The organism is Flavobacterium sp. P21 (assembly GCF_050632225.1).
Taxonomy (GTDB): domain Bacteria; phylum Bacteroidota; class Bacteroidia; order Flavobacteriales; family Flavobacteriaceae; genus Flavobacterium.
The window spans coordinates 1,130,942-1,143,770 of record NZ_CP192585.1; the positions used below are offsets into that span (position 1 = coordinate 1,130,942).

At 34.9% G+C, this 12,829-nt stretch carries 5 protein-coding genes and 3 pseudogenes; 3 read left to right on the forward strand and 5 right to left on the reverse strand.

Going from position 1 to position 12,829, the window contains the following annotated elements; genetic code table 11:
- Positions 1–171: 171 nt before the first annotated feature.
- The 3 genes from ACQ9BO_RS05500 to ACQ9BO_RS05510 are packed head-to-tail and all read right to left on the reverse strand — an operon-like array spanning position 172 to position 1,314.
- Positions 172–456: a hypothetical protein gene (locus ACQ9BO_RS05500; RefSeq protein WP_431243924.1), complete on the reverse strand. Its 285-nt coding sequence runs from the start codon at positions 454–456 to the stop codon at positions 172–174.
- Between the two features lie 25 nt (positions 457–481).
- The gene (locus ACQ9BO_RS05505; protein WP_431245075.1) at positions 482–667 is read right to left on the reverse strand and encodes an energy transducer TonB; all 186 of its coding nucleotides are present in this window, start codon (positions 665–667) and stop codon (positions 482–484) included.
- Positions 649–1,314: a hypothetical protein gene (locus ACQ9BO_RS05510; RefSeq protein ID WP_431243925.1), complete on the reverse strand. Its 666-nt coding sequence runs from the start codon at positions 1,312–1,314 to the stop codon at positions 649–651. The genes ACQ9BO_RS05505 and ACQ9BO_RS05510 overlap by 19 nt, the downstream gene beginning before the upstream one ends.
- 62 nt (positions 1,315–1,376) lie before the next feature.
- Here ACQ9BO_RS05510 and ACQ9BO_RS05515 point away from each other — a divergent pair.
- From ACQ9BO_RS05515 to pbpC, 3 genes and pseudogenes are all read left to right on the forward strand, one after another.
- Positions 1,377–1,821: pseudogene (locus tag ACQ9BO_RS05515) on the forward strand (nucleoside deaminase).
- Positions 1,822–2,092: 271 nt separating this feature from the next.
- Positions 2,093–7,763: pseudogene (locus ACQ9BO_RS05520) on the forward strand (alpha-2-macroglobulin family protein).
- Between the two features lie 208 nt (positions 7,764–7,971).
- On the forward strand, positions 7,972–10,347 hold the full coding sequence (pbpC, locus tag ACQ9BO_RS05525) for a penicillin-binding protein 1C (RefSeq protein WP_431243926.1): 2,376 nt from the start codon (positions 7,972–7,974) through the stop codon (positions 10,345–10,347).
- Positions 10,348–10,587: 240 nt separating this feature from the next.
- Here pbpC and ACQ9BO_RS05530 read toward each other — a convergent pair.
- A pseudogene (locus ACQ9BO_RS05530) lies at positions 10,588–12,133 on the reverse strand (Rne/Rng family ribonuclease).
- Between the two features lie 388 nt (positions 12,134–12,521).
- Positions 12,522–12,812, reverse strand: a complete 291-nt coding sequence (locus ACQ9BO_RS05535) for an HU family DNA-binding protein (RefSeq protein ID WP_007805026.1) — start codon at positions 12,810–12,812, stop codon at positions 12,522–12,524.
- Between the last annotated feature and the right edge of the window lie 17 nt (positions 12,813–12,829).

The following is a 12,829-nucleotide window of genomic DNA, read 5'->3' on the forward strand; positions in this document are numbered from 1 at the left end:
AAAGAGAGGTTTATCTTGAGTTTATAAAATCCTGATTCTTCGGGTTTTTTAAATTCTTTTTGGAAAAAAGTTAAAAATTGATCAATCCCGCCCGCAAACTCTGCATTAGTTTCAGATGCTGTTACCGGAGTACTACTGATTTCTTTTTTGGAACGTTATTTTTTTTGCTTTCTATTTTTTCAGATTTTGAAATATCGTTAACTGATTTTTTTCTAATTGTACCTGATCTGCTTTTGATGGTTGTGGAGAAGTATTTACCGTCTGAGTTTTTTCATTTTTATCTGACGGAATTTTCTCAACCGCAATTGGCTCTTTTTTCGAGGTATCAATTGCAATCTGAGCTTTTTCAATTTCTTGTTTTTTGTCTTCTTTGTTTTGACAGCTGAATAATGTTGTTCCAGCAATAAATAAAGTCAGTAATTGTATTTTATAATTAGAGGTTTGCTTGTGTGACATTTTGATGAGGGGTTTGAATATTTTTTTATTTAATTGTAAATGGCAATATATAAGAAGAGCGGACAGTTTTACCGTTAAGTTTTCCGGGAATCCAGTTTGAAGCTGTTTTTAAAACTCTAATCACTTCTTTTCCAATTTCTTTTGGCGTATTTTTAGCGATGTTGAAATTGCTTAAACTACCATCTTCCTCAACTACAAATATGACTGATATTTTGCCATTAAACTTTTCTGTTTGCTTTGGAGCAACATAATTTTTTTGAAAAAATCATGAAACTTTTTCATTCCAATTTCTGGAGTTGGCAGAATATCCAAATCAGTTGATTGGTATATAATATGATAATTGAAACTTCCTTCTTCAGAAAAACCTGGTAGAATCAACGCGCCCATTGTAACGCCAACAGAATTCTTTTTGTGAATCACTCTTTTAGATTCAATCTGATGTCCATAACATTTAGATACAGGTTCGTCTTCATCTGGAATTTGTTCTAAATGATCAACAATTTCAACATTCTCAATTTTCTTTTTATTGCCGTCTTTATCTTGGCAACTAAATAATGTTGTGCCCATTGCAATAAATAATGCCAATAAAAATACTTTATGATATTGCGTTTGCGTATATAAAATACGACTTGGAATCTGAACTATAATAGTCTCTAATTGCTCATTTCTAAATCTTCCGCAGATTTTTTTATTTTGATTCTGAATGAAAAAATGCTGAATTTCTTCTGGCAACATAGAAGCAAAATCAATAACAGTTTTAGAACAGCTCATGCAGAAACGGCCATTATCTTTTGGCGTCATTGCATCCCAGTTTTCATGGCACGGTTCAGGAATTGTTATTTTGTAATTTCTTTCCATATTCAAATATCAAAATTTAAAAGTAATAAAAAATACATTTTAAAAACCCTATTTTTGCACTTATGATAAATCCTTTCACAGACGAATATTTTATGAAAAAAGCTTTGCAGGAAGCTGAAATGGCTTTTGATAAAGGCGAAATTCCTGTTGGAGCTGTAATTGTTGTTGCTGATAAAGTAATTGCAAGCAGTCATAATTTAACTGAATTATTAAATGATGTAACGGCTCATGCCGAAATGCAATCGATAACTGCCGCAGACAAATTTTCTTGGTGGAAAATATTTGAAGGATTGTACGCTTTATGTCACATTAGAACCTTGCCAAATGTGCGCCGGAGCTTTGTACTGGAGCCAGATTTCTAAAATCGTTTTTGGCGCACGCGATGAACAGCGCGGTTTTATCAATATGGGAACAAAACTTCACCCAAAAACGACTGTTGTTTCTGGTGTAATGGCAAATGAAGTCGCCGATTTAATGAAACGTTTTTTTCTGGAAAGACGTAAATAATCAACTTGAAATAAGTCATTTTTTAAAAGATGAAAACTGTGCTGTTTTAGCAAATAGAAAGCCTAAAATTCTTCTTGCCTATCCTAAAAATAGCTTTTAAACTTCAACAAAAGTTAAATTTACAATTAAAGAAATTTCTTCTTAAAAAAGCTTGGAAAATATTCTATATTTACTACAATATATTTATCATTTGATAGTTATGGTTGTAACAGTCAAATGTTAAAATGTTCTCTGATTTCTTTAAAATTGTAACCATTAACTCTAAATAAAAGTGAAAGCAAAAGGATTAGTTCTCGTGTTTTGTGTGTTTTTTATTTTTCAATCTTGCGGCAGAAAATCAGCGACCGATTTTAATTCTGATTTTTCATTATTTAAAGAGTATATAGTCAGTTTCACGGGAGGCATAGTCTCGTCGGAATCTGATATAAGGGTGGTTTTGGCTTTTGATAAAAAAGAATGGAAGGCCAATCAAGAACTAGACAGCGATTTGTTTGATATTTCGCCAAGCGTTGACGGAAAAGTAGTTGCGCTTTCGTCAAATACAATTGCTTTTATTCCAGAAAAAAGCTGAAACCAGGTACAGAGTATCAGGTAACTTTAAAGCTTAATAAGCTTATTACACTTCCGAAGGAGAAAGAAAAAGAGCTTTCCGAATTCAACTTTACAGTAAAAACAATAAAACAGGATTTTACAATTAATACTGCCGATATTCAATCGTACAGCAAAGAATACCAGTACTTGAACTGTGTTTTAAAAACAGCTGATAATATTGATGTAGAAACAGCAAAAAAGCTTGTTGAAGCCAAACAAAAAGGGAATAATCTTAAAATAAAATTTGACCAAAAATCAGGCTTTGGTAAAGAATTCCATTTTATTATTGATAGTATTCAGCGTTTTTCTGAAGCTTCTAATTTGGAAATTCTATACGATGGAAGTGATTTTGATATTGATCAAAAAGGGCAGATCGATTTCCCGATTACAACTATTAATGAATTTAAAATTGTAAAAGTTGAAGTTCCGGAAGGGAGCAATCAGTCGGTTTTGATAAATTTTTCTGAACCTTTAGAGAAAGGACAGGATTTCAAAGGTTTGGTTTCGATTCAAAATACCAATAATCTGAAATTTTCTACAGATGGAAATTTGCTGAAAGTTTATTTTAATAATGAAAAAGAAGCTCCTGCAAAAAAAGAAGAAGTTATTCCGGTTGAAGAAACGGCAGTTTCACTTGTTGATTCTACAGTCGCGATAGTTGATAGTGCCGTAGCGGTAGTTTCGGAGCCCGTTGAAGTGGTTCAAGAGGAAGAAACTGAACCAGAACAAATCGTAGTAGGCGATTTATTAGTAGAAGTTTTTCAAGGAATTGAGAGCCAATATGGCAAAAAACTGGATGCAAATTATTCTGAGAAAATTTCCTTTGATCAAATAAAGCCAAGTGTTCGTTTTATTAAAAATGGAACAATTTTGCCAAGTTCAAACAATTTAAAACTAAATTTTGAGGCCGTAAATCTAAGAGCTGTTGATGTAAAGGTTTATAAAATCTACAAAAATAATATTCTGCAGTTTTTGCAATATAATGAATTGAATGGAGGGCAAAATCTTAAAAAGGTCGCCCAACCTGTTGCGAAAACAACGCTTAATTTGGTCGAAAGTAAATTAACGAATCCAAGTAAATGGAACACTTTTGCATTGGATTTATCCAAAATTATCAAACCTGAACCAGGAGCGATTTATAGAGTAGAATTTGAATACAAAAAGAAATATTCGCTTTATAAATGTGAAACATCAGATGGAGATCAAAACGAAAGTGAAGACGAGGAAGAAGTTGATGAAAATGACGTAAACTATAGTGGCAACTCCTATGACGATTACTATTATGATGATTATGAGTGGAGAGAAAGCCAAGATCCTTGCTCGAATTCTTATTTTTATAATGCAAAAATTGCAACTAATATTTTAGCTTCTGATTTGGGTGTAATTGCCAAAAGAGGAGAAAATAAATCGTACTTATTTGCTGTAAATAATATTGTTACGACCGAACCAGTTTCGAATGCGAGAGTGGATTTGTATAATTTCCAACAACAAAAAATTGGAACAGAGGCAACAAGCAGTGAAGGAATTGCATCTTTCCAATTGGATAAATTCGCTTATTTTGCAATTGTTACCTTAGGAGATCAATCGACTTATGTGAAATTGGATGACGGACTTTCATTATCAGTAAGTAATTTTGATGTAGCAGGAGAGACTTTGCAAAAAGGCTTAAAAGGATTTATTTACGGAGAAAGAGGTGTTTGGCGTCCGGGCGATAATTTGTATTTGTCATTTATTTTGAATGATGCGACAAATAAACTTCCGAAATCGCATCCAATAAAATTTAGATTGAACGACCCGAATGGAAAAACAGTTTATCAAACTGTTCAAAAAACAAATGATTTAAATCATTATGCTTTTATAGTTCCAACAAACCAAGATGCGCCAACAGGAAATTGGGAAGCGATGGTAAGCGTTGGAGGTGCGAAATTTTATAAAAGCATCAAGATTGAAACGATAAAACCGAATCGTTTAAAAATCAAAAATACATTTACAAGAGCTACGCTTTCATCGTCGTATCCAAATACAGATAATCTCGAAGTGACATGGCTTCATGGCGCAATTGCGAAGAATCTGAATGTAGAAATGCAGGCTAAATTTTCGCAACAAGCAACAACATTTAAAGGTTATGAGAAATATAGTTTTGATGATTTGGTACGCCAATTTAGTACAGAAGAAATCAATGTTTTTTCTGGAAAATTAAATGAAAACGGAAAAGCTTCGGTAAATATTCAACCAAAATTACAAGGCCAAGCGCCGGGGATGCTTCGCGCTTCATTCATCACAAAAGTATATGAAGAAGGCGGAGATTTCAGTACCGATGTTGTGGCAACAACTTATTCGCCATATAAAACATATGTAGGAATTAAATCGCCAGAACTTAATAAATACAACATGCTTGAAACCAGAACGGATAATCGTTTTGATATTGTGACTGTTGATGAAAATGGAAGGCCAAAATCGGTTAGAAATTTGGAAGTAAAAGTGTTCAAAGTAGATTGGCGCTGGTGGTGGGATTCTTCAAGCGATAATTTGTCAAATTACAATTCTTCGAACGCAACTACTTCTTATAAAACATTTGTGATCAATACAGATTCAAACGGAAAAGGAAGTGTTCATTTTTCATTGACTGATGAAGAATGGGGACGTTATTTGATTCGTGTTTCAGATAGTGCAGACGGACATGCAACAGCTTTGACAGTAAACATTGATTGGCCAATCTGGTCTGGAAAAACACGTAACAGAGATGCTTCGACAGCGAATATGTTGGTGTTTTCTACAGACAAGAAAAATTATGCCGTTGGAGAAAAAGCACAAATTTCTTTTCCTTCAAGTGAAGGTGGACGTGCTTTGATTTCGATAGAAAACGGATCAAAAGTAGTGCAAACGCTTTGGGCAAAAACAAAAAATGGAGAAACCAAAGTTGAAGTTCCAATTACAGGAGCAATGGCGCCAAATGTGTATTTTAATATTACGTTATTACAACCTCATGCTTCAACCAAAAATGATTCGCCGATTCGTATGTATGGAATCGTTCCGATTGAAGTTGTAGACAAAAACACGATTTTGGCACCCACCATTAATATGCCGGATGTTTTAAAGCCAGAACAACCATTTACAGTTAAAGTAGGTGAAAAATCAGGTAAGGAAATGACCTATACAATCGCAGTTGTCGATGAAGGGCTTTTGGATTTAACACGTTTTAAAACACCAAATGCATGGGATAGTTTCTATGTTCGTGAAGCTTTAGGAGTAAAAACATGGGATATTTATGATGATGTTATTGGCGCTTATGGCGGAAAAATAAATCAGATTTTCAGTATTGGTGGAGATCAGGATTTAGGAGGCGGAAAAGCTAAAAAAGCAAACCGTTTCAAACCCGTTGTATTGTATTACGGACCATTTAAATTAGAAAAAGGACAAACAAAATCACATCAACTAAAATTGCCAAAATATATTGGGTCGGTTCGAACAATGGTTGTGGCTGGAGATGCGAATACAAGCGCTTATGGAAGTGTCGAAAAAGCTACGCCGGTTAAAAGTCCATTAATGGTTTTGGCTTCGTTACCGAGAAAAATTTCGCCATCAGAAAAAGTGACAATTCCAGTAGCGATTTTTGTAACCGAGAATAAAATCAAAAATGTTACCGTTCAGATTAAAACAAGCAATGGTTTGCAAATTGCAGGAAGCCCAGTTCAGAAATTGAGTTTTGCACAACCAGATGAGAAAATGGCGTATTTCAATTTAGTGGTTGGTTCTGCAACGGGAATTGCAAAAGTTCAGGTAATTGCAATATCAGGAAATGAAAAATCAAGTTACGATGTTGAAATTGATATGACAAATCCAAATCCGGTTACGAGTACATTTACGGATGTTGTTTTAACTCCAAACAGTACTAAAACACTTTCGTGGAAGACATTTGGGGTTGCCGGAAGCAATAAAGCAAGATTAGAAGTTTCGTCTATGCCATCGATGAATTTGAATGGAAGATTACAATTCTTAATTCAATACCCACATGGTTGTGTGGAGCAAACTACTTCATCTGTTTTCCCGCAATTATATTTAGGAGACGTTGCTGATATTGATGCGATTCGTAAAGGATTAATTCAAAAGAACGTTACAGCAGGAATTGCAAGATTAGGAAGTTTTCAATTGTCTAATGGCGGAATGCCTTACTGGCAGGGAAATGCAGTTGCAGACGACTGGGGGACATCTTATGCTGGACATTTCTTGATTGAAGCAGAGAAAAAGGATATGTATTGCCAATTAATTTCAAATCAAAATGGCTTTCGTATCAACAAAAAGAAGCAAAACAATGGCGTTTTGAGTCAAAATACGGAAATGATCTAGCTCAAGCTTACAGATTATACACATTGGCTTTAGCAGGAAACGCTGATTTATCCTCAATGAATCGACTTCGCGAAACAAAAGGAATTTCGAATGAAAGTAAGCTTCGTTTGGTCGCCGCGTATGTCTTAGCCGGACAAAAATCGGCAGGGCAAAGTTTGTTTTTAAATACAAGTATTGATGGTGATTCTGATGGTTACAGTTATTATTACTACGGTTCAAGCGAACGAAACAGAGCAATGGCTTTAGAAACAATGTTGCTTTTAGATCAAAAACAAAAAGCGTTTGCAATGGCGAGTAGATTAGCCAAAGAAATGTCAGCCAATCAATGGATGAGTACACAAACTACGGCTTATTGCTTGTATGCAATGTCGAAGTTTGCAGTAAGCAACGGTCCAAAAGGAATCAATATTCAGTTTAGCAAAAATGGTAAAGGAGAAATGATAAATACACAAAAAACAATTGCAGATCGCAGTTTGTCTGTTGCAAGCGGAGCAAACAGTATTACGCTGAAAAACAATAAAAATAATACGGTTTATGTGCGTGTGTTGAATACAGGAATTCTGCCAATTGGAAAAGAAAACGCAGTTCAAAGTGATGTTACGGCTTCAATTGTCTTCAAAAACAGAAAAGGAAGCGTAATCAATGTTTCGAAAATCAATCAAGGAACGGAATTTGTCGCTGAGGTTACAATTAAAAATCAAAGAGGAGAAAGTGTTCAAAATGTAGCATTATCGCAGATTCTGCCTTCTGGATTCGAAATTGTAAATACTCGTTTCACAGATTATGGAGATGCTGTAAATAACATTGCTGATTACATAGATATTCGTGATGACAGAACAAACTTCTATTTCGGAATGAAATCTAGAGAAACTAAAGTTTTCAGAATATTGCTGAATGCATCATACTTAGGAAATTACTATTTACCAGGCTTGCAATGCGAAGCGATGTATGATAATACTTTCCTAGCTAGAACAAAAGGATTCTGGGTTGAGGTTGTGAAGTAAATTTATTAGCCACAGATTAATGGATAAAAAGGATTTTTGAAAATCTGTGCGAATCAATTTAATCTGTGGCAAAAAATCTTTGTGATAAAAGGTCTCCCGCAGATTTTGCAGATTAAGCAGATAAAAATTAAATCTGCCCAATCTGCGGAATCTGCGAGAGAAAAACTTTGCGAACTTTGCGTCTTTGCGGTTAAAAAATAAATCAGTATTGAAAAATAAATTAAAAGCGTTTCTTCAGCGCGTTATAAACTGGATTAAAAGAAATAAAATAAAATCGGCAATTGCATTTCTGCTCTTGCTGATTTACTATTTCTCGATACCCAGAACTTTGTTCAAAGAACCGTATTCAACCGTAATTGAGAGCAAAGAGGGAGAACTTCTAGGAGCTAAAATTGCCCGTGACGGTCAATGGCGTTTTCCTGCACAAGACAGTGTTCCAGACAAATTCAAAAAATGCATTGTTTATTTTGAAGACGAATACTTCTACAAACATCCGGGATTCAATCCGGGCGCAATGGTAAATGCTTTTAAACAAAACAAAAAAGCAGGAAAAGTAGTCAGAGGCGGGAGCACCTTGACACAACAAGTTATCCGATTATCCCGAAAAGGAAAAAACAGAACCTACTTTGAGAAAATAATCGAGATAATTCTTGCTACACGATTAGAATTAGGCTATTCTAAAAACGAAATTCTCGAAATGTACGCAGCGCACGCACCATTTGGAGGGAATGTTGTTGGGTTGGAAATGGCTTCTTGGCGTTATTTTGGAGTTCAGTCCAATCAATTATCTTGGGCAGAAAATGCAGTTTTGGCTGTTTTGCCAAATGCACCAAGTTTAATTTATCCAGGAAAAAATCAAATAAAACTATTAAACAAACGAAACCGACTTTTATTAAAATTACATCAAGAAGGTATAATCGACAAGCAGACATACGAATTGTCTATTGAAGAGCCTCTGCCTCAAAAACCTTATGATCTGCCACAAATTGCGCCTCATTTATTGCAAAGAGTAGCCAAAAATGAAGAAGGAACGAGAGTAAAAACAACTATTGATTACGCTTTGCAAAATCGCGTAAATCAAATTGCAAGATACTATTACAATCAGTACAAGCAGAATGAAGTTCATAATCTGGCTATTTTGGTCATTGATGTTCAAAACAGAAATGTAATGAGTTATGTTGGAAATTCTCCAGCTGATGCAGATCACCAAAAAGATGTTGATATTATTGATGCACCGAGAAGTACAGGAAGTATTTTGAAACCGCTTTTATACGGCTCGATGCTTGATGATGGCGAATTATTGCCGAATACTTTAGTTGCCGATATTCCAACGCAGATTTCAGGATATACACCTCAGAATTTCAATCTCACTTTTGATGGAGCAGTTCCGGCACATCGTGCATTGTCTCGCTCGTTAAATATTCCTGCAGTTTTAATGCTTCAGGATTTTGGGGTAAATAAGTTTTATGAAGAGTTGCAGAAATTCAAATTAAAGAATATTAACAAAACGCCAGATCATTATGGTTTGTCGCTTATTTTGGGTGGTGCGGAAAGTAATCTTTGGGATTTGTGCAGAACCTATGCTAATTTATCTTCAACGTTAAATTACTTTGCTAAAAATCATGCAAAATACAGAACAAATGAATTCACAGAATTGAATTATAAAAATGATTTTAAGTCCGATTTTGGTGCCGAAACTGATCAGAAGAATATTTTGGGCGCAGGATCAATTTGGTTGACTTACAATGCAATGGAGGAAGTAAATAGACCCGAAGGAGATGAAGCATGGAAGTTTTATGACAGCTCGTTAAAGATTGCCTGGAAAACAGGAACCAGTTTCGGAAATCGAGATGCATGGGCCATTGGGACAAATTCAAGATATGTCGTTGGTGTTTGGGTTGGAAATGCAACAGGGGAAGGAAGACCAACTTTGACTGGAGTTACAAGCGCCGCACCAATTTTGTTCGATGTTTTTAATTTATTGCCAAGACAAAGGTGGTTTGATACGCCTTACAAAGATTTGGCAGAAGTTGAGGTTTGTCGATTAAGCGGTTATCTCGCAAAAGATAATTGTCAGAAAATCAAGCAATGGGTTGCTAAAAAAGGAAAATCGACTAAAGTTTGTCCGTATCATAAAACGATTCATTTAGATAAAACAGAGCAGTTTCAGGTAAACAGCAGTTGTGAAAGTGTTGAGGATATTGTGACTAAAAATTGGTTTGTATTGCCTCCAGTTATGGCTTGGTATTATAAAAGCCAGCATATAGAATATTTGCCATTGCCACCTTTTAAAGAAGGTTGTGAAGGAACGCAAACCACAACAATGGATTTTATTTATCCAAAAGCTAACAGTAAAATCTATTTGACAAAAGATTTTAATAGTAACGTTCAGCCGGTTATTTTAAAAGTGGCTTATTCTGAAAGAGATAAAGAATTGTTTTGGTATGTAGATGATGTTTATAAAGCTACAACCAAAACGTTTCATGAACTGCCAATTACCCCGATAACAGGAATTCATTATATCACGGTTGTAGATGCTTCAGGTAATGAAATTAGACGCAGAATTGAGATTGTGAGAGAATAATAACCAATTGTCAGGCTGAGCGATCCCGAGGCTTCGGGAGAAGCCCACGTGCCAATTGGAGCGCCCTTCGACTCCGCTCAGGGTGACATCAGTTTTTAGAAGCATTGAAATAGTTCGAGAATAGTTTTCGCCACGAATTACACCAATTGACACAAATTAATTCGTGCAAATTCGTGAAATTCGCAACGAAAAATAAATCCACAAAAAAACCGCCAATCTTTCGAAAGGCGGTTTTGTTTTTTATTCTGAAATAACATTTCCTTTTTTATCATAGAAATGGTATTCTAAGTACGTGTAAGCGTCACGAGGTATGATTTTCACCCACTTTTTATGTTCAAAAAACCATTTTGAACGTAATGATGGAAAACCTTTGCTGAGGTATGCGACCACAAACGGATGTGTATTAAGCACAACTTTATTGTGGGTTTTTAAAAGTCTTTCTAAATCAGCGGCGATCTTGTCAATTATTAATATTGGCGCTTCAATTTCACCATTAATTTTATCAGGATCTTCTTCTCTGGTTTTGATATTAACTTCTGGTCTTACGCGCTGTCTTGTAATCTGGACAAGTCCAAATTTACTTGGCGGTAATATTTTATGCTTTGCTTTATCGTCGCTCATTTCTTCTCGCAAGAAGTCGAACAAGACTTTCCTGTTTTCAGGATTAGACATATCGATAAAATCAACTACGATTATCCCGCCCATATCTCGAAGACGTAATTGTCTTGCGATTTCTCGTTGCGGCAATCATATTAACTTCCATGGCAGTGTCTTCCTGGTTGGTTGCTTTGTTTGAACGGTTTCCGCTATTGACGTCTATAACGTGCAATGCTTCAGTGTGTTCAATGATAAGATAAGCACCTTTACTCATAGAAACAGTTCGGCCAAAAGAAGTTTTGATTTGTCTCTCTATATTGTATTTCTCGAAAATCGGAGTGTCATTTGATTGATAAAACTTAACAATCGATTGTTTTGAAGGTGCAATTTCTTGCAAATATTCCTTCGTTTGATGGTACAACTCTTCATCATCTATTTGAATACCGCTGAAGGTATCGTTGAATACATCTCTTAATATTGAAGAAGCTCTATTAAGCTCTCCTAATACTTTTGATGGATGATGAGCAGTTGGTAATTTTTTACACATTGCAGACCATCTGCCAAGCAGGTTCTGCAAATCTTTTTCTAATTCGGCTACGTTTTTGCCTTCGGCTACTGTACGAACAATAACACCAAATCCTTTAGGTTTGATCGATAGAACAAGTTTTTTTAGACGATCCTTTTCTTTTTTGTCTTCTATTTTTTGAGAAATAGAAACGCGATCAGAAAAAGGAACTAGAACGATAAATCTTCCGGCAAGAGAAAGCTCAGCACTTATTCTTGGGCCTTTGGTTGATATAGGTTCTTTAACTACTTGAACTAAGACAGATTGATTGGCACTTAAAATATCAGTAATGATGCCATCTTTGTCAATCTCTTTCTCAAACTGAAAGGTTTTTAGGGAGAAATCTTTTAATTTACCTGCGCTTACAAGTTTTATGAATTTCAGTTGGGAAGCTAGATTTGGACCCAAATCGTGATAATGTAAAAAGGCATCTTTTTCGAAGCCTACATTCACAAAAGCGGCATTAAGTCCAGCAACTGGTTTTCTGATTTTGGCAATAAAAATATCACCAACCTGAAAGTTGCTTTTTTCTTCTTCTTTGTGTAATTCAATTAGTTTTCCATCTTTTAATAAGGCAAAATCTACTGCTTCAGAACTAGATCTAATGATTAATTCTTTATTCACACTGTAAATTTTTATCTGTTTTTTCAGAAAATAGAAGAAAGAAAAAAGAATATAGACTTATAAAAATCTAAAATCTGAAATCTAAAATCTAAAATCTTATCTACAGATGGATTAAACAATATTTTTAACAGGTATTAACCCGGTGGAGTTAGTTGCCAGTATTCAGTTTCAGTAAGCAGTTTTAAGCCGCAAACTGTAATCTGTGACTGAGACTATCAAACTCCAATTTCAATGAACGTTTAAAAAGAAAAAAGTAGTTTAAAACTACTTTTTCTTTTTATGACGGTTAGCTCTCGCTCTTTTTTTACGTTTGTGAGTAGCTACCTTATGTCTCTTTCTTTTTTTACCACTTGGCATATCGTGTCAGATTTTATGTTAATTAATAGTATTATTTTGCTTCGTTGTTCGTTTTTACTCCTTCTACAAAAACTTTTGCAGGTTTAAACGCAGGGATGTTGTGTGCTGGAATTTTGATTGTAGTGTTTTTTGAAATGTTTCTACCTGTCTTCTCAGCTCTTGTTTTAACGATAAAGCTTCCGAAACCTCTTAGGTAAACATTGTCACCAGTTTCCAATGAAGTCTTAACTTCTTCCATAAAAGTTTCAACTGTTGCTTGAACATCTCCTTTTTCAAGACCAAGTTTCTCTGAAATTTTCGCTACGATATCTGCTTTCGTCATTTTCTTTCCTATTTTAT

Excerpts from the sequence above, each read along its gene's own strand:
- ACQ9BO_RS05500 (WP_431243924.1), bottom strand. The coding sequence starts at position 456 with ATGTCACACAAGCAAACCTCTAATTATAAAATACAATTACTGACTTTA.
- ACQ9BO_RS05510 (WP_431243925.1), bottom strand. The coding sequence starts at position 1,314 with ATGGAAAGAAATTACAAAATAACAATTCCTGAACCGTGCCATGAAAAC.
- ACQ9BO_RS05535 (WP_007805026.1), bottom strand. The coding sequence starts at position 12,812 with ATGACGAAAGCAGATATCGTAGCGAAAATTTCAGAGAAACTTGGTCTT.